General features: G+C 63.2%; 33 protein-coding genes. 17 read left to right on the top strand and 16 right to left on the bottom strand.

The window, feature by feature from the left end; genetic code table 11:
• The first annotated feature begins 119 nt into the window (after positions 1-119).
• The 5 genes from AB6802_RS09390 (at position 120) to AB6802_RS09370 (ending at position 2,807) form a co-directional block, all read left to right on the top strand.
• Positions 120-650 carry a hypothetical protein gene (locus AB6802_RS09390; RefSeq protein ID WP_371009790.1) on the top strand — a complete coding sequence of 177 codons (531 nt, stop codon included), beginning with the start codon at positions 120-122 and terminating at the stop codon, positions 648-650.
• Positions 651-854: 204 nt separating this feature from the next.
• The gene (locus tag AB6802_RS09385) at positions 855-1,124 is read left to right on the top strand and encodes a hypothetical protein (RefSeq protein WP_371009789.1); all 270 of its coding nucleotides are present in this window, start codon (positions 855-857) and stop codon (positions 1,122-1,124) included.
• 57 nt (positions 1,125-1,181) lie between these two features.
• Complete coding sequence (locus AB6802_RS09380; RefSeq protein ID WP_371009788.1) at positions 1,182-1,919, top strand: hypothetical protein; 738 nt, start codon at positions 1,182-1,184, stop codon at positions 1,917-1,919.
• 86 nt (positions 1,920-2,005) lie between these two features.
• Positions 2,006-2,275: a hypothetical protein gene (locus AB6802_RS09375; protein WP_371009787.1), complete on the top strand. Its 270-nt coding sequence runs from the start codon at positions 2,006-2,008 to the stop codon at positions 2,273-2,275.
• A 226-nt stretch (positions 2,276-2,501) separates the two neighbouring features.
• On the top strand, positions 2,502-2,807 hold the full coding sequence (locus AB6802_RS09370) for a hypothetical protein (protein WP_371009786.1): 306 nt from the start codon (positions 2,502-2,504) through the stop codon (positions 2,805-2,807).
• A gap of 90 nt (positions 2,808-2,897) precedes the next feature.
• On the opposite strand, the gene AB6802_RS09365 is transcribed toward AB6802_RS09370, so the two are convergent.
• Complete coding sequence (locus AB6802_RS09365) at positions 2,898-3,317, bottom strand: DoxX family protein (RefSeq protein ID WP_371009785.1); 420 nt, start codon at positions 3,315-3,317, stop codon at positions 2,898-2,900.
• Positions 3,318-3,576: 259 nt separating this feature from the next.
• The gene (locus AB6802_RS09360; RefSeq protein ID WP_371009784.1) at positions 3,577-4,341 is read right to left on the bottom strand and encodes a tryptophan 2,3-dioxygenase family protein; all 765 of its coding nucleotides are present in this window, start codon (positions 4,339-4,341) and stop codon (positions 3,577-3,579) included.
• Positions 4,342-4,476: 135 nt separating this feature from the next.
• On the opposite strand from AB6802_RS09360, the gene AB6802_RS09355 reads away from it, so the two are divergent.
• The gene (locus AB6802_RS09355) at positions 4,477-4,947 is read left to right on the top strand and encodes an Lrp/AsnC family transcriptional regulator (RefSeq protein ID WP_371009783.1); all 471 of its coding nucleotides are present in this window, start codon (positions 4,477-4,479) and stop codon (positions 4,945-4,947) included.
• A gap of 143 nt (positions 4,948-5,090) precedes the next feature.
• Here AB6802_RS09355 and AB6802_RS09350 read toward each other — a convergent pair whose 3' ends face one another.
• The 4 genes from AB6802_RS09350 to AB6802_RS09335 all read right to left on the bottom strand — a co-directional run bounded on the left by AB6802_RS09350 (position 5,091) and on the right by AB6802_RS09335 (position 8,511).
• Positions 5,091-5,810, bottom strand: a complete 720-nt coding sequence (locus AB6802_RS09350) for a hypothetical protein (RefSeq protein ID WP_371009782.1) — start codon at positions 5,808-5,810, stop codon at positions 5,091-5,093.
• 235 nt (positions 5,811-6,045) lie between these two features.
• Positions 6,046-7,215 carry a hypothetical protein gene (locus tag AB6802_RS09345; RefSeq protein ID WP_371009781.1) on the bottom strand — a complete coding sequence of 390 codons (1,170 nt, stop codon included), beginning with the start codon at positions 7,213-7,215 and terminating at the stop codon, positions 6,046-6,048.
• Entirely contained in the window at positions 7,212-8,087 is an 876-nt protein-coding gene (locus AB6802_RS09340; RefSeq protein WP_371009780.1) for an HTTM domain-containing protein, read from the bottom strand. The genes AB6802_RS09345 and AB6802_RS09340 overlap by 4 nt, the downstream gene beginning before the upstream one ends.
• Complete coding sequence (locus AB6802_RS09335) at positions 8,071-8,511, bottom strand: hypothetical protein (RefSeq protein ID WP_371009779.1); 441 nt, start codon at positions 8,509-8,511, stop codon at positions 8,071-8,073. Before AB6802_RS09335 ends, AB6802_RS09340 begins: the two co-directional genes overlap by 17 nt.
• A 196-nt stretch (positions 8,512-8,707) precedes the next feature.
• Between AB6802_RS09335 and AB6802_RS09330 the strand changes: the two genes are divergently transcribed.
• Complete coding sequence (locus AB6802_RS09330) at positions 8,708-9,055, top strand: BrnT family toxin (RefSeq protein WP_371009778.1); 348 nt, start codon at positions 8,708-8,710, stop codon at positions 9,053-9,055.
• On the top strand, positions 8,956-9,225 hold the full coding sequence (locus tag AB6802_RS09325) for a BrnA antitoxin family protein (protein ID WP_371009777.1): 270 nt from the start codon (positions 8,956-8,958) through the stop codon (positions 9,223-9,225). The genes AB6802_RS09330 and AB6802_RS09325 overlap by 100 nt, the downstream gene beginning before the upstream one ends.
• A 350-nt stretch (positions 9,226-9,575) precedes the next feature.
• Here the strand turns inward: AB6802_RS09325 and AB6802_RS09320 are convergent, their stop codons facing one another.
• Positions 9,576-10,631 carry a sensor histidine kinase gene (locus tag AB6802_RS09320; RefSeq protein ID WP_371009776.1) on the bottom strand — a complete coding sequence of 352 codons (1,056 nt, stop codon included), beginning with the start codon at positions 10,629-10,631 and terminating at the stop codon, positions 9,576-9,578.
• A gap of 37 nt (positions 10,632-10,668) precedes the next feature.
• A complete protein-coding gene (locus AB6802_RS09315; protein ID WP_371009775.1) occupies positions 10,669-10,908 on the bottom strand; it encodes a hypothetical protein in 240 nt (79 codons plus the stop codon).
• Between the two features lie 270 nt (positions 10,909-11,178).
• Between AB6802_RS09315 and AB6802_RS09310 the strand changes: the two genes are divergently transcribed.
• The gene (locus AB6802_RS09310; protein ID WP_371009774.1) at positions 11,179-11,517 is read left to right on the top strand and encodes a hypothetical protein; all 339 of its coding nucleotides are present in this window, start codon (positions 11,179-11,181) and stop codon (positions 11,515-11,517) included.
• A gap of 50 nt (positions 11,518-11,567) precedes the next feature.
• Here AB6802_RS09310 and AB6802_RS09305 read toward each other — a convergent pair whose 3' ends face one another.
• The 3 genes from AB6802_RS09305 to AB6802_RS09295 all read right to left on the bottom strand — a co-directional run bounded on the left by AB6802_RS09305 (position 11,568) and on the right by AB6802_RS09295 (position 12,837).
• Complete coding sequence (locus tag AB6802_RS09305) at positions 11,568-11,792, bottom strand: hypothetical protein (protein ID WP_371009773.1); 225 nt, start codon at positions 11,790-11,792, stop codon at positions 11,568-11,570.
• Positions 11,793-11,955: 163 nt separating this feature from the next.
• On the bottom strand, positions 11,956-12,165 hold the full coding sequence (locus tag AB6802_RS09300) for a cold-shock protein (protein WP_371009772.1): 210 nt from the start codon (positions 12,163-12,165) through the stop codon (positions 11,956-11,958).
• A 261-nt stretch (positions 12,166-12,426) separates the two neighbouring features.
• Complete coding sequence (locus tag AB6802_RS09295) at positions 12,427-12,837, bottom strand: HD domain-containing protein (RefSeq protein ID WP_371009771.1); 411 nt, start codon at positions 12,835-12,837, stop codon at positions 12,427-12,429.
• A gap of 280 nt (positions 12,838-13,117) precedes the next feature.
• On the opposite strand from AB6802_RS09295, the gene AB6802_RS09290 reads away from it, so the two are divergent.
• Positions 13,118-13,681 (top strand): type 1 glutamine amidotransferase domain-containing protein, encoded by a 564-nt coding sequence (locus AB6802_RS09290; RefSeq protein WP_371009770.1) that lies wholly within the window; start codon positions 13,118-13,120, stop codon positions 13,679-13,681.
• Between the two features lie 81 nt (positions 13,682-13,762).
• Positions 13,763-13,966, top strand: coding sequence for a CsbD family protein (locus AB6802_RS09285; RefSeq protein WP_371009769.1), 204 nt, complete (start codon positions 13,763-13,765; stop codon positions 13,964-13,966).
• A gap of 122 nt (positions 13,967-14,088) precedes the next feature.
• Here AB6802_RS09285 and AB6802_RS09280 read toward each other — a convergent pair whose 3' ends face one another.
• A complete protein-coding gene (locus AB6802_RS09280; RefSeq protein WP_371009768.1) occupies positions 14,089-14,382 on the bottom strand; it encodes a hypothetical protein in 294 nt (97 codons plus the stop codon).
• 348 nt (positions 14,383-14,730) lie between these two features.
• Here AB6802_RS09280 and AB6802_RS09275 point away from each other — a divergent pair, with 348 nt between their 5' ends.
• Positions 14,731-14,979, top strand: a complete 249-nt coding sequence (locus tag AB6802_RS09275) for a hypothetical protein (RefSeq protein WP_371009767.1) — start codon at positions 14,731-14,733, stop codon at positions 14,977-14,979.
• On the opposite strand, the gene AB6802_RS09270 is transcribed toward AB6802_RS09275, so the two are convergent.
• Positions 14,963-15,127, bottom strand: coding sequence for a hypothetical protein (locus AB6802_RS09270; RefSeq protein WP_371009766.1), 165 nt, complete (start codon positions 15,125-15,127; stop codon positions 14,963-14,965). The genes AB6802_RS09275 and AB6802_RS09270 overlap by 17 nt on opposite strands.
• Before the next feature lie 335 nt (positions 15,128-15,462).
• Here AB6802_RS09270 and AB6802_RS09265 point away from each other — a divergent pair, with 335 nt between their 5' ends.
• The 3 genes from AB6802_RS09265 (at position 15,463) to AB6802_RS09255 (ending at position 17,905) form a co-directional block, all read left to right on the top strand.
• Positions 15,463-16,773 (top strand): NRAMP family divalent metal transporter, encoded by a 1,311-nt coding sequence (locus AB6802_RS09265; RefSeq protein WP_371009765.1) that lies wholly within the window; start codon positions 15,463-15,465, stop codon positions 16,771-16,773.
• A 165-nt stretch (positions 16,774-16,938) separates the two neighbouring features.
• Complete coding sequence (locus AB6802_RS09260; RefSeq protein ID WP_371009764.1) at positions 16,939-17,451, top strand: ferritin-like domain-containing protein; 513 nt, start codon at positions 16,939-16,941, stop codon at positions 17,449-17,451.
• Between the two features lie 241 nt (positions 17,452-17,692).
• Positions 17,693-17,905 (top strand): hypothetical protein, encoded by a 213-nt coding sequence (locus AB6802_RS09255; protein WP_371009763.1) that lies wholly within the window; start codon positions 17,693-17,695, stop codon positions 17,903-17,905.
• A gap of 23 nt (positions 17,906-17,928) precedes the next feature.
• Here AB6802_RS09255 and AB6802_RS09250 read toward each other — a convergent pair whose 3' ends face one another.
• From AB6802_RS09250 to AB6802_RS09240, 3 genes are all read right to left on the bottom strand, one after another.
• Positions 17,929-18,942 carry a YihY/virulence factor BrkB family protein gene (locus AB6802_RS09250; protein ID WP_371009762.1) on the bottom strand — a complete coding sequence of 338 codons (1,014 nt, stop codon included), beginning with the start codon at positions 18,940-18,942 and terminating at the stop codon, positions 17,929-17,931.
• Between the two features lie 229 nt (positions 18,943-19,171).
• The gene (locus tag AB6802_RS09245) at positions 19,172-19,477 is read right to left on the bottom strand and encodes a hypothetical protein (protein ID WP_371009761.1); all 306 of its coding nucleotides are present in this window, start codon (positions 19,475-19,477) and stop codon (positions 19,172-19,174) included.
• 9 nt (positions 19,478-19,486) lie between these two features.
• Positions 19,487-20,470, bottom strand: coding sequence for an SDR family oxidoreductase (locus AB6802_RS09240; protein ID WP_371009760.1), 984 nt, complete (start codon positions 20,468-20,470; stop codon positions 19,487-19,489).
• 153 nt (positions 20,471-20,623) lie between these two features.
• On the opposite strand from AB6802_RS09240, the gene AB6802_RS09235 reads away from it, so the two are divergent.
• Positions 20,624-20,800, top strand: coding sequence for a hypothetical protein (locus AB6802_RS09235; protein WP_371009759.1), 177 nt, complete (start codon positions 20,624-20,626; stop codon positions 20,798-20,800).
• A gap of 192 nt (positions 20,801-20,992) precedes the next feature.
• On the top strand, positions 20,993-21,295 hold the full coding sequence (locus AB6802_RS09230; protein ID WP_371009758.1) for a DUF982 domain-containing protein: 303 nt from the start codon (positions 20,993-20,995) through the stop codon (positions 21,293-21,295).
• The last annotated feature ends 20 nt before the right edge of the window (positions 21,296-21,315 follow it).

Below are 21,315 nucleotides of genomic sequence, written 5' to 3'. Positions count from 1 at the left end.
GTCGCACAAGGGTCGCGGGGTCTCCCCGTGGCCCTTCTGCGTTAATCGATGCCTCGCTTTGCATCCCTGGCGGAACCATGCGGCTGCATGGCCGTTGCAACAAGCAAAAGGAGAAACCCATGGCAGACAATGACAGCACCACCGCGACGGCAAACGGCACCGCAAAACCGGCGACCGGTGCGGCCCGCACCCGCAGTGCGGCGCCGCGTGCCAGCACGCGCTCTTCCAAAGCGTCCGAGGACGCGATGAAGAAGCAGATCGCTGAACTCAAGCGCGAGGTGAACCGGCTCAACCGGGCGCTTTCCGAGCAGGCCGAGGAAGCCGTGGAGGCCGCGCAAGGCTGGTACCAGGGGGCGGCCGGTCGCGCTTCGGATTTGTACAATGGCGCAGCCGATCGTGCCTCCGATCTGTACAGCGGCGCGTCCGATCGCGCCTCCAACCTCTATAGCGGCGCCACCGAGCGGGCGACCCGCACGGCCAGGCAGTTGCGTGGCCAGGCGCAGAGCGTTTCGGAAACGGTGCAGCAGAATCCCGGCACCTTCTCGACGGCGATGCTGATCGGCGGCCTGTTTGGCGTGCTGGTCGGCATGGCGATCGGCAGAAGCAGTTCCGATCCGGAGCCCGAATGGTTCCGGCGCTGGCAGCGCTAGGGCCGGCAACAAAGCTGGCGAGCGCGGTCCGCCCGAGGGCGACCGCGCGGGTGGAAAGGTCGGGCCCTCGCGCCCGGCCTTTTTCTTGCTTTGGCGGATTTTTTGGTGAGGCGGCGCCGGCCGCCGCCTGCACACCCGGGCGTCGGTCTGGTCATTAGCCAGCGCTTATGGAATCATTCCGTGAAAGGAATCGCGGAGAGCGGCATGGACAGACCTGCCATGGCGTCCGTCTTTCGGATGCGGCATGCGCCTGCAAGCATTTCGGGCGTTCGCAGCCTCGGCCGCGGCCAGGCCGATCCGGTGTTTCATTCAAGGCCGCTCGGCGAAGCGATCCGCTTCATCGTTCAGGCCGACGGCCAATACGATCTGAGCGCGGTGCTGATCTCCTACGGCGACCGCCAGACGCCGGCGCTCGGCAGCTACGAGATCAAGCAGCTCTGGACCGAATACGGCCAGCGCTGGATGGAGGTGTAGGCGGGCGGCCGCGTGCCGGCGCTGTGCCGATTCAGTGCGCCCATGTATAAGCCGGCCATGCAGCCCGAACTCCAGGACGTCATCGACAACTGCTATGCGGCCTTCGCGTTCTACGCACCGCCGCGCGTGCTCGATGCTTCGCCGGCGCGCGACGCGGCCGCGATCCTTGCGACGCTGACCTCCGCCGCGTTGCGGGCGCTGAGCGGCGAGCAGCTCGGCCCTTATGGCGGCTGGGCGATGACGACGGTGGGCGACGTCGCCGACTACAAGCATTTCCTGCCGCGGATCCTCGAATTGGCTGTCAACGCCGAGCCAAGGCACGGCCTCGATCCGCCCATCATCGCCGGCAAGCTGAACTATGGCGGATGGCAGGGCTGGCCGCCTGAGGAGCGGTCGCCGGTCGGCGCGCTGTTCGCCACTGCCTGGAAGCACGGCCTCGAGCAGCATCCCGACGAACTCGATCCGGGCGGCTGGCTCAGCGGCATCGCGATCATCGGCGGTGATCTCGACGCGGCGCTGGCGGCCTGGCTCGCCTCGCCCTCGCCCAATGCGACGCTGCAACTGGCGGAGTTCTTTCGCGGTGACGCCGAGCGGCTTTTCAGTGACAGGGCCAACCGCAATTTCTGGGAGGGAGCGAGAGACGCCACGATCGACCGTATGCGGCGCTGGCTGATCAGCGAGCCGGTGGTGGACCGGCTGCTGTTTGCCGCCGGCACAGTCGCGCCGCAGGATGAATGGCGGATCGACCATGCGCTTCTGGTGCTCGACGCGCTGACGCCGGCAAGTTTAGAATAGGGCACAGCTCCAACCTCGATAATGTCACCGAGATAGGATTCGCCGGCATGGGAAGCCAAAGAGACCGCGAGAAACGATCGCCGCCGTTGGACAAGGAATTGTCCTACGAGCTCGACCGCCGCGATGGCTATGGCGAGAACAACAAAGCCAAGCGCAAAGCCATCCCTCTGTTCAAGGCACGATCCAATCGCCAAGGCCGACACGGCGCAAAGATTGCGATCTCGGCAATGACAGGCAACGTCGGCGATGCAGATGAAGCGAAACTGCAAGTCGCCGACTTCAAAGCTTCAAAACCTGCGAAGACGAAGGTGCAGGACATTTCCCTTCGCGACCACCTGAAACGGAAGCGCGGGTAGCGGCAGGTCGGAACCGCATCTGGCATTTCATACGCAATCACGTATTTTCTCGGTTTATACGCCTTCGCGTATAAAAGTTGGATATAGGCGGACCCTTATGCAGGTGGCCGCTGCCCTTGCCCGTCGCGCACAGTTGCTTGCCGAGGCAAGGCCATAAACGATCCGGCCGCACCCGGATCGGAAACAGAGCTCGCGCGTTTCACCCCAACCAAATGGGAGAAAAATCATGAACGTCGCCAATCTTCAGCTCGAGGGCCTGCTGATGGCTGTCGCCGCGATCAACCATGTGCTGGTCAGGAAAGGCGTGCTCACCGTCGAGGAGATCGACATCGCGCTGCGCAAGGCCGAGGCCAGCGAAACCGGCGAGGAGCGTTCGGGAGGCATGTCGGCGTCGAGCCGCGACGCCGTCAATTTCCCGATCCGGCTGCTGGAGCTCGCCAACCAGTGCCAGCCCGAAGCCGACATTCCATCCTTCTCGAAGCTTGCACGCATGGTTGGGCAGATGAAGGAGCCGTATAACGATCAGCTGTGAGATCCGCGCAACGCCGATCCCAAGGCCGGCGCTGCCCCTCATCCGCCCTTCGGGCACCTTCTCCCCGTGAACGGGGAGAAGGGATAAGCTTCACGCCCGGCCTGGCCAGCCCTGCTTGAGGGAGAGCACGCTGCCCGGGCCATGCACAGCAGCGTAGAGCAGGCCGGCCGCGAACGGAAAATGCGACATGAAGGCGCCGAACTCGGCCTGGTTCGCGGCCCAGTGCGACGGACCGTGGAAGGCAAAGCCGAGGAAGACGACATAGACCGCGCCGATCAGCGCCAGCGGCGTCATGAGGGCGCCGGTCAGGAAGGCGATGACCAGCAGCGTTTCGAGGATCGCCGCGCACCAGGCGAGGAATAGCGGGAACGGGAAGCCGGCGGCGGCGATGTAGCCGGCGGTGGCGCCCATATCCATGAACTTGAAGGCCACGCCCATCGCGAACATGGCGGCGAAGATCAGGCGGGCGATGAGAATGGCGGCGGTCTGCCAGGTCGATTGCGTTTCCATGATGTCCCTCCAGGGTGTTGGTTGATGCCCCAAGGACGGGTGGAGGGTGGCGGTTCCGACAGGGGGCGGGAAAATTTGTTGGCGGGCGCGGCGCGCTTCCCTTCTCCCCTTGTGGGAGAAGGTGGATCGGCGCGCCAGCGCCGAGACGGATGAGGGGTGTTCCAGCGGAGTGAGACGTTGGTGTTCCCTGGAACACCCCTCATCCGACCTCGCTTCGCGAGGCCACCTTCTCCCACAAGGGGAGAAGGAAAGCCCGCCCCTACCCCGCCTTCACCTGCGGATGGCTGATCGACTCGCGCACGGTGCCGTAGGCGGCGCCCCAGCGGTCGGTCATGTCGCAGCGTATGTCCCAGAGCTCAGGAAAGAAGCGGTGGCGGGCGCCGCCTTCCAGCATCTCGACCGGACGGCCTTTTAGCGACTTCGAGCCAAGTCCGATCGAGCGGTGAATGAGATAGAGGTGGTTGGCGCGGAATTTCTGGAACAGCTCGTCGAACTCGATCAGCGCCTCGGCCACGACATAGGCGTCGCCATGGTCGTAATGGGCATCGTAGATATCCTCGACCGTCAGCCCGCGGCCGTCGAGATAGGCTGATTTGAAGGCCCGCCACAGATCCGGCGGCATGCGCAGGATGAGCTTGAAGCCCGGCGATTCCTGGCCGCTGCCATTGCCGAGCTGCAGGCGGATCTGCTGGTATTCCTTGGGCGACATGGTTTCGAGCAGATCGAGCTGCGCCGTCATCATGCGCATCAGCCTGTGCACGCGGCCCATCAAGGTCACGATGCGGTGCGTGTCCTGCCTGTCGAGATAATCGAGGACATCGACCAGCGTGTAGGCGATGAGCTTCATCCACAATTCCTCGACCTGGTGGACGATCTGGAACTGCAATTCGTCGGCATTGGCCATCTCGGCCAGCGGCTTCTGGCAGGTGAGCAGCTGATCGCATTTCAGGTAGACGCCGTAGTCGCGCATCTCCGGCGCCTCGATGCGGGCGTGGTAGTCCTGCCTGCTCATATGCGTGTCCACGGCTGTTCTCCTCGTGCCCTGCCGATATTGCCCAAGGATAGCGTTTTGTGCTTGAACATTGTTCCTTTCTGTTATCCAGATAACGTAAATCGAAGGACGATCAGCGCCGAATACGCCTTTTCAGGAGAACGACCCATGCTTGATGCCATCGACCGTCGGATCGTCGCCGCGCTTGAGCGCGACGCGCGAATCTCCTTCGGCGAATTGGCCGAGACGGTCGGTTTGAGCAAGACGCCGTGCTGGAAACGGGTCAAGGCGCTGGAGGAAGCCGGCGTCATCCGTGGATATTCCACCCGCATCGATCCGGCCAGGATCGGCTTCGGCATCGAGGCCTTTATCCAGGTGTCGATCGACTTCGAGGTCTCGGACGCGTTCGAAGCGGCGGTGCAGAAACACCCGCTGATCCGCCGCTGCTATGCCACCACCGGTGAAGCGGACTATCTGCTGCAGATCGTCACCGTCGACATGATGGCGCTCGACCGAATGCTGCGCGAGGAGCTCAGCCGCCTGCCCGGCGTGCGCCGCACGGTGACCTCGATGGCGATGCGCGAGATCAAGGGCGATATCTCGTTCGCCGAGGCTGCGGGGCATGTGGCGCGCGGATAGGTGCGCACGCCAGACTGTTTGAGCCGTGGGACGCAGCCGCACCAGCGTGGCGGCCAGCCCAGACTTTTTCTGGGATGGTTGAAGAACCAGCGTCGAACCGGTCTATACGGGGCGACGGGGGTACGAAGGTGGCAAACTTCATCTCAATCAGGATCGGTGCGGAGTCTGTCCGGCGGCTGTCGGCGACGCCTGGGAAGATTTTCGCGGCGGCGCTGCTCGCATCGACCATGCTGCTGCCGTCGGCCATATCGACTCGCGCCGCATCGGGCCTGCCGGAGCCGCGAGACGGACTTCACCAGCCGGACGCGAAAGCCATGTTGCAGGACGCCAAGCGCGCGCTTCTGGCGGCCAATGGAATTGGCGGCAACGGTGGAAATGGCGGGAATGGCGGCAACGGTGGCGCCAGTGGTAACGGCGGCAATGGCGGGAATGGCGGCAATGGCGGCGCCAGCGGAAACGGCGGCGCGAGCGGCAACGGCGGCGCGAGCGGAAACGGCGGCGCGAGCGGCAATGGTGGCGCGAGCGGAAACGGTGGCGCCAGCGGCAATGGCGGCGCGAGCGGAAACGGCGGCGCGAGCGGAAACGGCGGCGCCGGTGGCAATGGCGGCGCGGGCGGGAATGGCGGCGCTGGTGGAAATGGCGGCGCCGGCGGAAATGGCGGCGCCGGCGGCAACGGTGGAGCCGGTGGGAATGGTGGCACAGGCGGCAACGGTGGTACCGGCGGCAACGGGGGCACAGGAGGAAACGGTGGTACCGGTGGCAATGGTGGTACCGGTGGCAATGGTGGTACCGGCGGCAACGGTGGTACCAGCGGCAATGGTGGTACCGGCGGAAACGGCAGCTCGGGCGGAAACGGCAGCCATGGCGGCGGCTCTCACAGCAGCGGCTTCGGCCATTCGGACGGCGGCCCCCGCTCCTGCGGAGCCTCCCCGAGAGCGTCTTGCTGACGCGGCCTGAGCGCGTCTCGCGCTCAGGCGGATCAAGGATCGCGCCAAAGCAATTCCAGGAACCGGCCCGGCGACTTAGCCGTAGCTCGCCCGAACTGCGTTGGGTCAAAATGACAGTCGGCTCGCCGTTTGCGTGGAAGGGTGAACCGCCCTATGGACCGGTGCGGTAGGCGAAATCGTCGATCGCCGCCTGCCAGTAATGCTGTGTGCGGATTTCGAGCCGCGTGATGCGCCTATAGTCGGCGGCGAAATAGACCATCCCGTTCGCCGACAGCACCAGCTGATCCTCATAGGCAGGCTCATCGCCGCGCCAGGCCTTGAGCATAAGCGTCTCGCCCTCCGCGTCGTCCCAGCCGGCGCCGAAATAAGCGCCCGTGAAATCGAACGGCTTGTCGCTGAACACCTGGGCGGGATGGCCGGAGCTGTTATAGGCGATGAACTCGCCCGACATGGTGGTGTTAATGTAGCCAGGCCCGGCGTAGAAGCTCTGATGCGTGGCAACGAGATTGTACCAGCCCAGCCCGCCATAGCCGGCCGGAATCTCGAACACGCCAGGCGCCGTCATCAGATCGTCGAAACCGACGACATGCGCGTTCGGCAGCGGCGCCTCGGCGGGTCGGCCCTTGCCGGAAGACGACGAGAGCACTACCGGCGCCTGGCCGACGACCACCACGTGCCGCCGCTCATTCACCCCGGCGGCCGAAAAATCGACCAGCCATTGGCCGGGCGTGGCGGGTGCGCTGAAGCGCCCGTCCGGGCCGACCTTCGCGGCGGCGGTAACGCCGTCCGGTCCCGTTAGCGAAACGCGCACCCCGGCGGCGACCGCGCCGCTGATCGTCAGATCCGCCGCGATCCCGACCGGGTGCGTGGTGCTGAGCGCGATCATGTCGCCCGGCGATCCGGGTGAAACGACATAGTCGCTTTCCTGCACGGCGTTGCCGGTGGTGACGGAAAAGCCCGGCGGCGGCACGACCCGGAACGCGTAATGTCCGGGGTCGACAACTTCGAGATCGCGCTGGATGGCCGACATGCGGAAATTGGCGAAGCCATCGGCGTTGGTCAGCCGCATGATGGTGCTGCCGTTCGGCTTGTCGAGTTCGACGGCAGCGCGCGACATCGGCCGGTCGCCCATATCGTAGACGCCGTTCCTGTTGAGATCGCGAAACACAAGCAGCGACGTGTTCATCTGGCCGCCGCTGAAGGCCCCCCAGGCGCGCGCGGGATAATAGTCCTGCGCAGTGCCGGCGTTGGCTGCGCCGCAGACCATGGCTAAACCGATGGCCGCCGCTGCGACGCCCGAAAACAGCAAACCACGCTTCACGATATTCCCTCTCTCAATCCGATCCCCTGGAGCCTTGCAATAACCTTGTCGACGGCATCGGCATCGAAATAGGCGAGGTAGAGCAACGCCATGGTGGCGCTGAACGTATAGACCGGCAGCGTCACATAGATGATGGCGTGAAAGGCAAGACCGGGCAGGACCAGATAGCGTCTCGAGCGGCGAAACGGCAGGCCGAAGGCAAGGCCATATTCAAGCGCGACCACGGCCAGCGACACGATCGTGGCGGGCCAGGCAAGGCCGGTTGGATAGTCCGAACCGGCGTAGAACCACAGCACCATCGCCTCGAGCCGCGCGCCGCTCAGGAATGCGACGTTCGACTTGTCGAAGGCGGCGAAGAAATAGAGCACCGAAAGCTGCACCGCGATCAGCCGCAGCCCCCACAGATTGCCGCGCTCCGGCGGCGGCGCAACGCCCGCGCGCTCGGCGCGCATCACGGCCAGATAGCGGTCCAGCGAATAGGAGCGGCCGCAAGGCGTGAGCGCGATCAGCAGCACTGCTACGGCCAGCAGATAGATATGATGGTGGGTCCAGGGCTCGCGCCCGAGCTGGAAACCGAAATGATAGTACATCGCCAGCCCGACCGAGCCCGTCCATAAAGCGGCGGCGCGGCTGTGATAGCCGACGAAGAGCAGCGCTGTGGCGACGAAGAAGTTGGCCGCCAGAAACAGGCCGATCGGCGACGGGTCCCGATAGAGCAGCAACTCGCCCGCCCAGCGCGACCAGAACAGCATCGCCAGACCGATGCGGATCAACGCGGACGAACGCGACGAGCCCTCCGTATCGACCGCCCAGCCGACGAAGCGTGCCACCCAGTTGGGCCAGTCAGCGACGCGATCAGTCTGCACAGGCATTTTCGGCATCGGTATGGATGATCTGCCAGCCATTGCGCGCGGCCTGCCGCGCGCGGACCCGGATGTCGGCGCCCGGCCCGGCGGCCGTGCACAGCCGCTTGATGACGGAAGCCAGGTCCTCGCGGTTTTGGATCCACTTCAGCTTGCCGTCGCGGGCAGCGCCGAGCATCTCGAACCGGTCGAGCGCGACAAGCGCGCCGTCGGGCTGGCGGATCTCGAAGGAAGCGTCGATCACGCCGACCCCGATCGCGCTGAACATGGTCCACGAGCGCAGCCAGTCCGTCCGCAGCCCGAAGACCTGTTCCGCGGCCGGGCCGGCGATCATGAACGCGGCGATGGCGATGAAGGCGACAAGCCGCAAGCGCCCCGCGGACACGCGCACGGCAGGCCTCGCAATTACCCTGATCGAGACGATATCGGCCACCCGCCTACCCCCGCCCTGACCTTATAAACCGGCTCGACGCCTCTGCTTCGACCATCCCAGAAAAAGTCAGGGTCCGGCGTCGGGCTTGTGCGCCGCTCCGTGACCTACCAGGCAGGTGACACCAGTTTGCATCCATATGAAAACGTTGCCGCTCGCACAATTTTGGTATATACGATAATTAGCAAAGCTGGCGCGGATGATGCGTTTCGAATGGGATGCTGCAAAGGCTAGAGCCAACAAAGCGAAGCACGGCGTCGATTTCGAGCTCGCACCGGAATTTGATTTCGCAAATGCCGTCATAGCCATCGACGACAGGGAAATCTATGGCGAGGAACGCTTGGTCGCCAAAGGAGATCGCCGACTATGTCGAAAGCCTCTAATCGCTCCACGATCCTGCGCCGCAAGGCAACTCCATCGGCGCGCACCCGCGAAGAAGCGCGCGCTGTGGCCCGCGCCGCCCTTGCGCGTCTGTCCGACGGAGAAGATGCAGCAATCACCTCTGCCGCTCTTGCCGATCCCGATGCCCAGCCGCTCGAACTCCTGAAACTACGTCGCAAGCCCGGCCGGCCGCCTGGCGAATTCAAGAAAATTGCTGTCTCGCTGAAGCTCGATCCTGACGTGGTCAGTGCCTATCGCGCAAAGGGCCCGGGCTGGCAGACCCGAATGAATGACGACCTGCGCAAGGCAGCCAAGCTGAAGCGCTCGGCCGGCTGACACGCGCCTCCCACCAAGGCTTGGCGCTCTATGATGGGGGCCGCACTGCCATTGCCGCTCCTGCCCGCCAGCATTTAGTTTGAAGGAAGCCTTTCGCCACTCTGCGCCAGGTCTTCGCGCGCAGCCTCCTGCTCTTTCTCGGCGTCGGCCTTGCGCTTCGGGCACTCCTCGAAATCATGGTCGCGACCGCCGCAATAGGAGCAGCATTTCGCGGGGGTGTCGGGGCGAAGCATCGAGGTCATGCCCAAGAATGCACGAAAAGCTTTCCGGTTGCAGCAAATCGTGAAGGTGCCCCGGCAGAAAGGGCGGTTCCGTGCCGGGCGTGCGTGTATTGGCGGCAAAGCCAGCCCTCAAACGCTGAAATCGCTCCCCGCCGGCTCGGCGCCGAGCTGCGGCACGATGATCGCCTCGAGCGGCGCGATAAGCTCCCATTTCAAAACGCCTTGCCCGCGTTCGAGGCTGGAGACACCGCTCAGCGCTTGCGGTGCCACCCGTTGCAACACGACAGTGCCGAAGCCCTTGTGCTCAGGCTTCGCCCTGCCGGCGTCGCCTGCGGCCTTGGAGGTCTCCTGCCAGACAAGGTGAAAGCGGCGTTCGGCCTGCGGTCCGCTCTCGACCTTCCAGGTGATCTCGATGCGGCCGCCCTCGCCCGCCAACGCGCCATATTTGGACGAGTTGGTGCCGAGTTCGTGAAAGGCCATGCCGAGGTTCTGCACCGCGTTCGACTGCAGCGTCACCAGCGGGCCGGACAACGAGATCCGGTCCTCATGACTGAAGGGTTTCAGATGTTCCTGGATGAGGTCGAACAGGCTGGCGCCGGCCCATTCCGAAGTGACCAGAAGGTCGTGCGAGCGCGACAGCGCCATGATGCGCGAGCGGATCAGCTCCTCGAATTCGCCGGGGTTGGCAGAGCGTTTGCTGGTTTCCCTGACCATCGACAGGATCACCGCGAACTGGTTCTTCACGCGGTGGTTGACCTCGCGCATCAAGAGCCGGATGCGGCGTTCGCTTTCCTTGGCGCCTGAGATGTCGCGGGCGATCTTGGACGCGCCGACGATCTCGCCATCGGCGCTTCTAATCGGCGACACCGTGAGCGACACGGCAATCAGCGAGCCGTCCTTGCGCCTGCGCGTGGTCTCGAAACTCCCTACGCGCTCACCGCTGCGAACCCTGGCGATGATGTCGATTTCCTCACCCTGCAAATGATCGGGGATGAGCATCAGTATGGATCGGCCGATCGCCTCCTCGGCGCTGTAGCCAAACATGCGCTCGGCAGCGTGGTTCCAGCTGGTGATGACGCTGTTCAGATCCTTGCTGATGATGGCGTCGAAAGACGAATCGACGATAGCGGCCAGTCTCGCACCGACGCTCGCATCCTGCCGACTCGTGCCCCCGGAATTGGTCATGCCCAGTAGCTAGCGCCTCGCCACGCAAAGACAACGGCTAATCACCGCTCGAAGAGCTCTCACCGTCCGCGGTCGACGACAGCACCCCGAAATCTCGCGATCTCGATCCGGTCTCGGCGGTCAGGAACCCGTCGGACGCCAGGCCGCGTCGCAAAAGCTCCCGCACGGCGGCCGACCGGCTCGGCATGCGCTTGTCAAAACGCCAGTTTTCCAGTGCCGCAAGCTCCTCATCGGTCAGCATGATCTGCAACCGCTGCGGCCGTTCCAGCTCAGACACTTTCGCCTCCCTAGAGACAATCCATGCCACGAATGAGTAATTGTCTCATTCCACTCATAGATAGGTTTTGGCTCATAATCGGTCAATATAGCCCGATACGCCAAGACAGGCCTGTGCCAACATTGCTCAACATGCTTCAACCGCACATTGTTGTATTTTGCTAACTAATTGATTTATTTTGGATTTTTAACATTTGTGTATTGCCATTCGCGCGCTTCGGGAGCACCAATTCATGCGAGGGACAAACCGTCCAGGAAAGGAAGGTTTTCCATGCATCCAAGATATTCCAACAAATTGCGCAACGACGCCCACTGCCATGTCCAGGTCGCGATGCGGGTCAATGGCATCGTGAATCTGATCCGCGTCGCGGAGCAGATAAGGGTCCGAAATCTCGATGAAAACATCGCCCGCGAGGACGTGGAGGAGCTGGTCCTGCAAGTGGCCCAACTTTACGGCGCGGCGGTGGAGTTCGACGAGCAGGCCATGACCTCGCTCGACCTGCCGGAGTTGGACGGCCGAGACAATCGCAACGATCTGGACAAGATGCTCCGTGGGCTCACGCCGCGCGGTGATGTGGCCGGCGATCTGCTTCAGCTGAACAAGGAATAGCCCGACGCTGCGGCCGGGCTTCGCTCAAGCTCTGAGCCGATAGGGCCGACTCAGGCCTTCTTCTTCGAACGCTTCGCGGCTGGCTTCTTCGGCGCGACCACAGGTGCGTCGGCTTCCTGCGCCAGCCTTGCGGCGCGCAACCGCTCCGTCTTGGCGATGCGCGCGTTGGCTTCCAGATCCACAATCTGTCGCGCAACGCGGGTGGTCGCGTCGGTCTTGGCTTCCGTTCGGGACGGGACCGGCTTGAACAGCCCGGTATCCGGGATGGACTTCATTTCGTTTCTCCTTGCCTGACGCAATTCCTGACGGAAACCGCGTCACACTTTTCCTGGAGTTGCTCTCTCAATCAAAAAAGGCCGGGGCAAGCCCGACCTTCTCCAATGCGCCTCTGCGGCCAATGCCAGTACATCCGTGGTCAACGACCCTAGGGCGCTGTGATTAGGCTGCCTGCAGGTTCTCGGCGGCGCTCTTGCCGCTGCGGGAATCCTTCACCACGTCAAAGGTCACCTTCTGGCCTTCGACGAGGGAGCGCATTCCAGCGCGTTCGACGGCCGAGATGTGGACGAAAACGTCCGGCTGGCCATTGCCCTGCTCGATAAAACCAAAGCCTTTGGTGGCGTTGAAGAACTTTACGGTTCCAGTAGTCATTGCGATCTCCTTTTCAAATCGACGCAAATTATCCGAGCCCAGCAAAGTGCCAAGCGTCGGTTTCTTCGAAATTGAGAGGGAAGATCGTCAGTGGCGCCAAGGCGCATAAACAACGTTCGTTCAGCAAGATCGACGTCCATGATATAGCAATTAATTTTTCCTGAGGCAAGGGATTCCGGCGTAATACTTCCCGCGCTCAGGATTTCTCCTTCCGGCATCCGGTCGCGCGCCTGGAAGCGGCACCGTCCAGGTGAAGCCTCCCTAGGCCTGGGCGGTCAATCCAAGAAGGTGGAGGCCAGTCTCGTATTTTGCCGGAGAAAGCCCGGCCTGGTGCGCTTGCCAGAGATTGTCCTTGAGGTCGGCCAGTTTGACCGGCCGCGCCAAGGAATTCGATCCGGCCCGGCAGATAAAGCCCTGCTCGCTCTCGTCGAGCCTTCTCGTTAGTGCGTCGACCGCAGACACGATGCCGACGCTAAATCCCGCCGCTTCGAGCCGGGCCAGCGTCCAGCCCTCGCCTTTCTCGACCACGTCATGCAGGTAGGCGACGGTCTTCTCATCCAGCGTTTCGACAGCCTCGGCAACGCGTCGCAGATGCTCGATATAGGGTCTGCCCGTTTTGTCCTTCTGGCCGCGATGGGCCTGCTCGGCGATCTTGGCTGCTTCGTGAAGCATGGTCTTTAAGGTCTCGTCAAAGTGAAGCCCGCCCCGGCGTGGGGACGGCCGAGGCGGGTTGCTCGGGTTGGTGGACCCGGGTGCGATGGCGCGCCCGTTCGCGGGGGCGGAGGCTGCGCGCCGTCGTGCATCCAAAAAACATTGGCGAGCGACTATTGTTCCCGCCAAAGCCGGGACTTTTCCTGAACGCCGGTTGGCGCCGGTGATCGCGCCGCCGACGGAACACTGCGCTCCGCGGGCCGTTGGGTCTTCATCATCACCCCAACGATGGAGACAAATCATGCAGGACATTTCCGGTAAGCGCGTGGCTATTCTGGCCACCAACGGTTTCGAGCAATCCGAGTTGGAGGTGCCGCTCAAGAAACTGCGCGACGCCGGCGCCACGGTCGATGTGGTGTCGCTCGAGCACGGCGAGATCAAAGGCTGGGATCATAAGGATTGGGGCCGTGCGGTCCCGGTCGACAGGACCCTCGACGAGGCGCGCGCCGACGACTACGACGCCATCGTGCTGCCCGGCGGCGTCATCAATCCCGACCTGTTGCGGGTCGAGAAAAAAGCGCTCGATTTCACCAAGGCGTTCTGGTCGGCGAAGAAAGCGGTCGGCGCCATCTGCCACGCACCCTGGCTGCTGGTCGAAACCGGCATCGTCAAAGGCCGCCGTGTCACATCCTACAAATCGATCAAGACCGATGTGATCAATGCCGGCGGCCTGTGGCAGGACAGTCCGGTGATGACCGACCAGGGCCTGGTGACGAGCCGCAATCCCGGCGACCTCGACGCTTTCTGCGACAAGCTTGCCGAGGAGATCAAAGAGGGCCGGCACGAGAAGCGGGCCGCCGCCTGAGGAAAAGCCAGAACGCGTTCTTTGGGAACCTGGGAGTCGCCCGCTCGTTGGCCCCTTATGTTCAACAGGAGACAAACCGCCATGGATTGGAACCGCGTCGAAGGCAATTGGAAGCAGGTCAAGGGCAAGGTCAAGGAACAGTGGGGCAAGCTTACCGACGACGACCTTGATCGCATCGCGGGAAAACGCGACCAGCTCGAAGGCAAGATCCAGGAGCGCTATGGCATCGAGAAGGACCGCGTTCGCCGCGACGTCGACGACTGGTACAGCCTGCAGGGCTGGTAGGCGTTTATCGCCTGCCGACGTCCTGAAACGAGGCGTCCTGAAGCAAAGAACGCGCTGCCGCGGCAGCGCCTCAAAACGGCGGGCTGTGGCCCGCCGTTTTCAGCAAGGTGCGAAGACGACGATCAGTTGGCGCCGCCCAGCTCCTTGGTCATCTTGCAGAAATTGTCGTGCGCCTTGGCGATGGTTTCGTCGCCGCAATCCTTCTTCATCGAGGCGCGGTCCTCCTCGGTCAGGGCCAGCCAGGCCTTCTTGAACTCGTCGCCCGACCGCATCGTCTTCATGCCGGAGTCGGTGTAGAACGGCGCCATCTTGTCGGGATTGTCCAATGCTGACGATCCGGTCGATCCGGCGGCAAGCGCCGCGCCCGACATCATCGAAAACGCCAACGCACTGATGCAAATCATCTTGCTGTTCATTGTCATGCTCCCTACCTGAATTTGTGATGAACTACCTGCCGATAGCGTGCAGGGTAGAAAAAAGTTCCACCCAATTGCCAATAAAGTCGAAGATATTCTATTAGCCGGGAAGTTTTCCGCGCGGCGCAATCGGTCTGGTCTTCCCTGCCCGGCATTTTATCGCCCTTGCGGCCAGGTACAGCCTTTTGGATGCTATCCTTCCGAGACTGGCTGGGGCGCAGCGGCGATCGCTTTCCTCGCGGCGGTCGCCCTGCGCATAAGCAGTGGCGGCGCGATGCGGACTGAAGCGTGACTTGCTGCCCGCCCGGCCCGCGCTAGCTGCTGGCTCTCAACCGATGGGAGCACGATATGAGCAGAACCTTTGTCAGCAGCGAACCGAACTCCGATCGTTATCCCTATGAGGTCGGCGCCTTCGAGCAAAAGCAAGGGCTTTCGCGGCGCGCGGCGGAAGTCATCCTGCATTCGAATGGCCCCTCGCGCCACCAGTGCGATGCGGCCGCGAGGGCCTATGTCGACTACATGGCATTGCGGCAGGCGAAGCAGGCTTCGCCACCGGCTGCCGTCAAACCGGCTCACCAGGCTAAACGTCTTTCTTGAGCAGGCGCGCCTCCCGCAGAATGGAAGCGCGGTCGAGGCCAACCAGGGCAACGATCTGGCGTATATCCTCTTCCGAGACACCCGCTTCCCGAGCAAGCTCACGCACGAGCTTCTCGGGCAATCGAGCCGGCTTTCTGTCATCGGTCATGGGTGACACTTTCGAGGTTCAGAAAGCTAAAGCCCGCAGCCGCGCTGATGTTCCCAAAGACGAAGGCGCGGTTACCCGCGTCCACCCTCGCCTGCTCACTCAAACGCAGCGCGGATGACCTGGCTGCCGGAAACGGCTTCAGGCTAAACAAATGTGGATGAGACCCGCGTGCCGTAATGCCAAGGTGGTCATTCACCTTGGAACTGATGTCACACCCGCCAGTTATCTCCGTTAGCTATCGCTTATATACAACGTCGCCGTCCTCAACCGCGACTGGGGTCGGTCGGCGCTCCCGGCTCGACTGCGGTCCCTCATCCTCAATCGAAAGGCAGGCCATGACCGAAGTCGGTGCGCAAATTCAGACGGAACAAAGCAACCCTTCGGCCAAGGGGCCTTTCCAAAAATTCCTTCGCACGATCGGGCCCGGCTTCATCACCGGCGCGTCCGACGACGATCCCTCCGGCATCGGAACCTACAGCCAGGCCGGCGCGCAGCTCGGTTTCAACATCGGCTGGGTCATGCTGTTCACCTTTCCGCTGATGGCGGCGATCCAGGAGATTGCCGGCCGCATCGGGCGCACCACGGGCAAGGGCATTTCCGGCAACCTATGCCGCCACTATCCCGTCTCGCTGGTCTATTGCGTGGTGACGCTGCTGTTCGTCGCAAACGTCATCAACATCGGCGCCGATCTCAGCGCCATGGCCGATGCGTTGAAAATGCTGCTCGGCGGGCCGAGTTCGCTATATGTGATCGCTTTCGCAACCATCTGTGTTTCGGCGATCGTCTTTCTCGACTACAGCCGTTACGTGACGGTCCTCAAATGGGCCACCTTGAGCCTCTTTGCCTATGTCATCGCCATGTTCGCGATCAAGATGCCGTGGGCCGAAGCCGCCAAGGGTGTCTTCATCCCGCATATCGAATGGAGTGGCGCTTTCTTCACCACGCTGCTCGCGATCCTCGGCACGACGATCTCGCCTTATCTGTTCTTCTGGCAAGCCTCGCAGGAAGTCGAAGAAGAGGAACTCAAGCCGAAAGCCAAGCCACTGCGATGGGCTCCATGGCAGGCGCCCAAGGCATTCCAGCGGATACGCGCCGACACACTGGTCGGAATGGCTTTTTCGAACTTGATCGCCGTCGCGATTATTTTCACCACGGCCGCGACGCTTCACAAGACAGGGGTGACGAATATCGGCTCATCCACGGATGCCGCCAAGGCGCTGGAGCCGGCGGCGGGAAAATTTGCCTTCATCGTCTTCTCGGCCGGCATCATCGGCACCGGCCTGTTGGCGGTGCCGGTTCTGGCGGGCTCGGCGGCCTTCGCGGTCGGGGAAGCGCTACGCTGGCCGGTCGGCCTGCAGCGCAAGCCGAAGGAAGCGATAGCGTTTTACGCCACGCTTGCCATTGCCACCGCGCTCGGCACCGGGATCATGTTCACCCCCATCGACCCGATAAAGGCGCTTTATTGGAGCGCCGTCATCAACGGCATGTGCGCCGTTCCCGTCATGATCGTCATGATGTTGATGGCAGCCCGCACCGACATCATGGGGGAATTCCCCGTTCAAGGCTGGCTGCGCGCGCTTGGCTGGCTGTCGACATTGGCGATGGCGGCTTCAGCCGTCGGCCTCATCGCGCAATGGGTCGTCTAGGAGGACCGGGGATAGGAGGATCGGGCTGCCGGCGTCGATCGCTTCCAATTCACAATGGTCAATAACTATTGATTGGTTTCGGCGTCGCGCCGCAAAAATTCAATTTGGAACATGTTCGCACCGGGCGGGTTGGTGCTGATCCAACCTCACCAGGAGATGAAAAACATGGCGACGACGAAAGCGGCCTCGAACAAGGGCCTGAATGAACTTTTCCACGACACGCTGAAGGATATCTATTTTGCCGAGAAGAAGATTCTCGCCACCCTGCCCAAGATGGCCAAGGCGGCGCAGGACGGCGGCCTGAAGGCGGCATTCGAGAAGCATCGCGGCCAGACGGAAGAGCATGTCGCGCGGCTCGAGAAAGTGTTTGCGGTGATCGACAAGAAGCCGGTCGGCAAGACCTGCGCGGCGATCATGGGCATCACCGAAGAGGGCGCCGAGATCATGGAAGAATACAAGGGCTCGCCGGCGCTCGATGCCGGGTTGCTGGCCGCCGCTCAGGCGGTCGAGCATTATGAAATCTCGCGCTACGGCACGCTCAGGACCTGGGCCGCCGAGCTCGGGCTGAATGAAGCGGTCAATCTTCTGGACAAGACGCTGGGCGAGGAGAAAGAGACCGACGTGGCCCTCACCCAGCTTGCCGAATCCGCCGTCAATCTGGCAGCCGAAGCGGCGTAGGGCCGAGGGTTGCACGCCTCGGCGCCGCAGACGGCGCCATTGCTTGGGGCGGGATCTCGGTCCCGCCCTTCTGCCGTCCGCGATGTCTCGACCGCCTACGCCATTCCGGTGAGCGATTCGGACGATGCGACCAGCCGCATGGGCCCTCGGCATGAATGTCGCCAACGCCAAGGGTCGCCCGGCCGGCAAGGCGGAACTTAGGTCAAGTCCGACAGTTCCATTGGGCGAAAGGACGTGCCGGATGACCAGACCATCGCTACACCTGCTCAAAGGCATAGGCTATCTGATCTCGACAATCAGCGTGACGCTGCTGGCCATCGTCAGCTGGTCCAGCGCATCCAAAAGCCCGTTGCTGATTGCCTGCCTGCTTGGTGGCGCCGCGACCTCCATCGTCGGCATGTTCTGCCGCTGGCTTACCTATGAGATCGAGAAGCGTCAGGAGGAGAAGCGCTAGGCTCTTCTTCCCGGCATGCGATGTCATTTTTTTGGCGCATTGGACGCGGCCCGGGCATCGGCGGCCACGACCTTCGCCAGGTCCTTTCGGCTGCCGCGCCGCACCGAATAGGCGCGCGTGATCTCGGCGCCGAACAGAAAAATCTGCACCGAATAATAGACCCAGACCAGCACCACCATCAGCGCGCCGGCCGCACCATAGGAGGTGGCGATGGCGCTGGTGCCGATGTACCAGCCGATCAGCGACTTGCCGATGGTGAAGAGCAGCGCCGTGACGACCGAGCCGATGCCGACATCGCGCCATTTCAGGGAGCGGTCCGGCAGGATCTTGTAGATCGCGGCGAAGAGCAACGCGATCAGCACGAAGGAGACGGTCGTGTTGATAAGGCTGATGATGAGCGTTCCAAACGGCAGGCGCTGGTCGATGAGCGTCCCGAGCGCCGCGATCGCAGTGCTGGCCGCCAGCGAAACCAGGAGCAGGAAGCCAAGGGCGGCGACCAGGCCAAGGCTGACGGCGCGCGCCCGCACCATCCTGGTCAACGACACGCCGTTGGGCTTCACCTTCCAGATCTCGTTCAGCGACTGCTGCATCTCGCCGAAGACGCCCGAGGCCGTGACGAAGAGCGTGACCAGCCCGATGAGCGTGGCCAAGGTGCCCGACCAGCGATGCGCGGCGCTCTCGATGGTCGCCTTCAGAAGGTCGGCGCTTTGCGTGCCCATCACGCCGGAAATCTCGGCCGAGAGCGCCAGTTGAGCGGCATCGTTGCCAATGACGAAGCCGGCGATGGCCACCACGATCAACAGGATGGGCGCCAGCGAGGTCGTGGCATAGAAGGCCATCGCGGCGCCGTGGCTCAGCGCATTGTCGTTGACGTAGCCGGTGACGCTTTCACGAAAAAGGATCCAACCTTCCGCAACCCAGCTTGCCGTTATCGCGGGACGCCGCAGCGGTGCGGCAACAGCAGACGGTGCCTTGAGGCGCCGACCGGCCTTGCGCGACCTGGTCGCCGCTGTTCTGGATTTTGCCCTCTTTGCCATGTCCTGCCCCGCCCGATGCGATACGGGCCGGGTGGGACAAGAGCTCGACTGCCTTTTCGTTGGCCAGGGCGAGAAGCCGGAGAAAATCCACCCTGTTCTCTTTGCCACCAGGTCCGGCCGACGCGGCCCGCCGGAGCATAATTCGGGGCAAGCGCGATGGTTCCGCATCCTGGCCGGTTGTCCAGACTGCGTCAGGCCTGACCCGAAGATGAGGCCGTCTGGACAGCGCCTATTTCGAAGTCTGCGGCGGCACCTGGCCGGGCTTGATCACCGGCATCTGGCTGCCGTCGGCCGGCGGCTGAGTGGCGTTGTCGTCACCGGTCGGCGGCGGCTTCAGCACGCCGCCGCAAGGCTGCAGGCTGCCGGAAAGATTATCGGACTGCTGGCCATCCTGCTTCTGCGCGCCATTGCCGCCATTGTTGCTGTCGGGCTGTGCCTGGCAGTCCTGCGGAACCTGCGGCTGGTCGGCCGTCTGGGCTGCGGCCGGCAGCGCCGAGAGCAGAAACATGGCCGCCGTGAAAAGAGCTTTCCTCATGGGATCCTCCTAATAGCCGCCGATGATCGGCAGGATCTCGCCGGTGATGTAGCTGGAGCATTGCGGCGAGGCCAAAAACACATAGGCCGGCGCGATCTCCTCAGGCTGGGCCGGCCGCTTCATCGGCGTCTTGGCGCCGAACTGCGAGACATCCTCGGCCTTCTTCTCGGACGGATTGAGCGGCGTCCAGACAGGGCCCGGCGCGACCGCGTTGACGCGGATGCCCTTGCCGATCAGGTTGCCGGAGAGCGCACGGGTGAAGGCGTGGATGCCGCCCTTGGTCATCGAATAGTCGACCAGCTCCTTCGAGCCCTCGATGCCGGTGACCGAGCCGGTGTTGACGATCGCCGAGCCCGGCTTCATGTGCGGCACGGCCTCCTGCGCCATATGGAAATAGCCGTAGAGATTGGTCTTCAGCGTGGTGTCGAAATGCGCCTCGGTGAGATCGGCGAATTCGGTTGAATGCACCTGGAAGGCGGCGTTGTTGACCAGGACGTCGAGACCGCCGAAGGCCTTCACCGTCTGCTCGACCGCCTTGCGGCAGAAAGCACGCTTGGCGACATCGCCGCGCAGCGTGACGCAGCGCCTGCCCTCGGCTTCGACGGCTTCCTTGGTTGCTTCGGCATCGCGGTCCTCGCTCAGATAGACGATGGCGACGTCGGCGCCTTCACGCGCAAACAGCACGGCCACCGCGCGGCCGATGCCGGAATCGCCGCCGGTGATCAGCGCGACTTTGCCGGCGAGCTTGCCCGATCCCTGCCAGAACGGCGCATCGTAAAGCGGCGGCGGCTCGACCGCCCATTCCGCGCCGGGCTTGGGGTGGTGCTGCTTCGGGAACGGCGGCGCCGGATAATCGCGCGCGCCGGCCTGCATGGCGCCCGGCGATTTCGGCGCCGGCTTGCGGCGATCCCTGGCATCGACCTTGCGCTGCACGCTGCGCTGCCGGCGCGCTGCCTTTGACGTATCGGCTTTCGCTCGAATGCTGGTTGTCATCGTCATCTCCTTTTGGAGACAACGCATGCCGGCGCAAAAGGTTGGCCTTCGGCCCCTATTCCCGGTTCAAGCCTGCTACATCAAAGTTAAATGCGCTCAAAGCGCCGGGATGTTAGACCTCATGCATTGGGGGGACTCTCGAGGAGGAGTCCCATGGAAATTCGCAATCTGATCGGCACGCTCTCGGCCGCCTTGCAGCGCCGGCATGCCGCCGCACCGCTGCCCGCAGTAAGGCCGATCCGAGCCTCGCTGGCCGACATGCCATTGCGGCCGCGACCGCGCCCGCCATATCGGCCGGCGCCACCGATCCGGCCGGCGAGCAATATGTAGCGCTGGCCAGCCAGCCGCATGCAACTGAATGGCGACATCGTCGTTTACCGCCACTCCAATCTTTAGGGTGCACCATGAAATCATTCCGCATGAACAGCCCGCTTCTCGTTCTCGCAACCGCCATGGTGACAGTCGCGCCCTTTGTCGGCCTCGCTTGGCGCACGCAACAATGGCTTGGATGGTGAGAGAGGCATGAGCCGGTTTTTGCCCCTCACCATTCGCTTCGTCAGCGGCGGCACGATGGTGGTCGCCACCATCGCCGACGCGAAGAAGGCGCTTGCCGGCACCTGGAAGAACAAGGAAGCGCCGGCTTATCGCGAAGCGGCGCGCCTGGTGGACGACGCGATGGCGGGGCTTTGCCGGCCGGCGATCGCCTTTGCCGCCTTCAAGAAGGTCGCAGCGCAGCAGGGCCTGCTGAAACCGGCGAGCCCGAGCGCGGCGCTCACCATGCTCGACCGGCTGTGGCGTAATGGCGAAGGCTCGCCGGGCAGCTAGCCACCAGACGGAAGGCCGGC

Origin of the sequence: Mesorhizobium sp. RCC_202 (assembly GCF_041355295.1) — a bacterium.
Taxonomy (GTDB): Bacteria; Pseudomonadota; Alphaproteobacteria; order Rhizobiales; family Rhizobiaceae; genus Mesorhizobium.
This window is presented reverse-complemented; position numbering and strand designations above follow the sequence as displayed.

Bases quoted from the DNA above. Each gene is read 5' to 3' on its own strand.
- AB6802_RS09385 (WP_371009789.1), top strand. From the start codon at position 855: ATGGACAGACCTGCCATGGCGTCCGTCTTTCGGATGCGGCATGCGCCT.
- AB6802_RS09390 (WP_371009790.1), top strand. From the start codon at position 120: ATGGCAGACAATGACAGCACCACCGCGACGGCAAACGGCACCGCAAAA.
- AB6802_RS09295 (WP_371009771.1), bottom strand. From the start codon at position 12,837: ATGCTTCACGAAGCAGCCAAGATCGCCGAGCAGGCCCATCGCGGCCAG.
- AB6802_RS09305 (WP_371009773.1), bottom strand. From the start codon at position 11,792: ATGAAGTCCATCCCGGATACCGGGCTGTTCAAGCCGGTCCCGTCCCGA.
- AB6802_RS09235 (WP_371009759.1), top strand. From the start codon at position 20,624: ATGGAAATTCGCAATCTGATCGGCACGCTCTCGGCCGCCTTGCAGCGC.
- AB6802_RS09350 (WP_371009782.1), bottom strand. From the start codon at position 5,810: ATGGCTGCCGTTTCCGCCCGAGCTGCCGTTTCCGCCGGTACCACCATT.
- AB6802_RS09290 (WP_371009770.1), top strand. From the start codon at position 13,118: ATGCAGGACATTTCCGGTAAGCGCGTGGCTATTCTGGCCACCAACGGT.
- AB6802_RS09380 (WP_371009788.1), top strand. From the start codon at position 1,182: ATGCAGCCCGAACTCCAGGACGTCATCGACAACTGCTATGCGGCCTTC.
- AB6802_RS09230 (WP_371009758.1), top strand. From the start codon at position 20,993: ATGAGCCGGTTTTTGCCCCTCACCATTCGCTTCGTCAGCGGCGGCACG.
- AB6802_RS09320 (WP_371009776.1), bottom strand. From the start codon at position 10,631: ATGACCAATTCCGGGGGCACGAGTCGGCAGGATGCGAGCGTCGGTGCG.
- AB6802_RS09285 (WP_371009769.1), top strand. From the start codon at position 13,763: ATGGATTGGAACCGCGTCGAAGGCAATTGGAAGCAGGTCAAGGGCAAG.
- AB6802_RS09240 (WP_371009760.1), bottom strand. From the start codon at position 20,470: ATGACAACCAGCATTCGAGCGAAAGCCGATACGTCAAAGGCAGCGCGC.
- AB6802_RS09310 (WP_371009774.1), top strand. From the start codon at position 11,179: ATGCATCCAAGATATTCCAACAAATTGCGCAACGACGCCCACTGCCAT.
- AB6802_RS09275 (WP_371009767.1), top strand. From the start codon at position 14,731: ATGAGCAGAACCTTTGTCAGCAGCGAACCGAACTCCGATCGTTATCCC.
- AB6802_RS09255 (WP_371009763.1), top strand. From the start codon at position 17,693: ATGACCAGACCATCGCTACACCTGCTCAAAGGCATAGGCTATCTGATC.
- AB6802_RS09355 (WP_371009783.1), top strand. From the start codon at position 4,477: ATGCTTGATGCCATCGACCGTCGGATCGTCGCCGCGCTTGAGCGCGAC.
- AB6802_RS09270 (WP_371009766.1), bottom strand. From the start codon at position 15,127: ATGACCGATGACAGAAAGCCGGCTCGATTGCCCGAGAAGCTCGTGCGT.
- AB6802_RS09300 (WP_371009772.1), bottom strand. From the start codon at position 12,165: ATGACTACTGGAACCGTAAAGTTCTTCAACGCCACCAAAGGCTTTGGT.
- AB6802_RS09370 (WP_371009786.1), top strand. From the start codon at position 2,502: ATGAACGTCGCCAATCTTCAGCTCGAGGGCCTGCTGATGGCTGTCGCC.
- AB6802_RS09280 (WP_371009768.1), bottom strand. From the start codon at position 14,382: ATGAACAGCAAGATGATTTGCATCAGTGCGTTGGCGTTTTCGATGATG.
- AB6802_RS09245 (WP_371009761.1), bottom strand. From the start codon at position 19,477: ATGAGGAAAGCTCTTTTCACGGCGGCCATGTTTCTGCTCTCGGCGCTG.
- AB6802_RS09265 (WP_371009765.1), top strand. From the start codon at position 15,463: ATGACCGAAGTCGGTGCGCAAATTCAGACGGAACAAAGCAACCCTTCG.
- AB6802_RS09250 (WP_371009762.1), bottom strand. From the start codon at position 18,942: ATGGCAAAGAGGGCAAAATCCAGAACAGCGGCGACCAGGTCGCGCAAG.
- AB6802_RS09340 (WP_371009780.1), bottom strand. From the start codon at position 8,087: ATGCCTGTGCAGACTGATCGCGTCGCTGACTGGCCCAACTGGGTGGCA.
- AB6802_RS09365 (WP_371009785.1), bottom strand. From the start codon at position 3,317: ATGGAAACGCAATCGACCTGGCAGACCGCCGCCATTCTCATCGCCCGC.
- AB6802_RS09330 (WP_371009778.1), top strand. From the start codon at position 8,708: ATGATGCGTTTCGAATGGGATGCTGCAAAGGCTAGAGCCAACAAAGCG.
- AB6802_RS09260 (WP_371009764.1), top strand. From the start codon at position 16,939: ATGGCGACGACGAAAGCGGCCTCGAACAAGGGCCTGAATGAACTTTTC.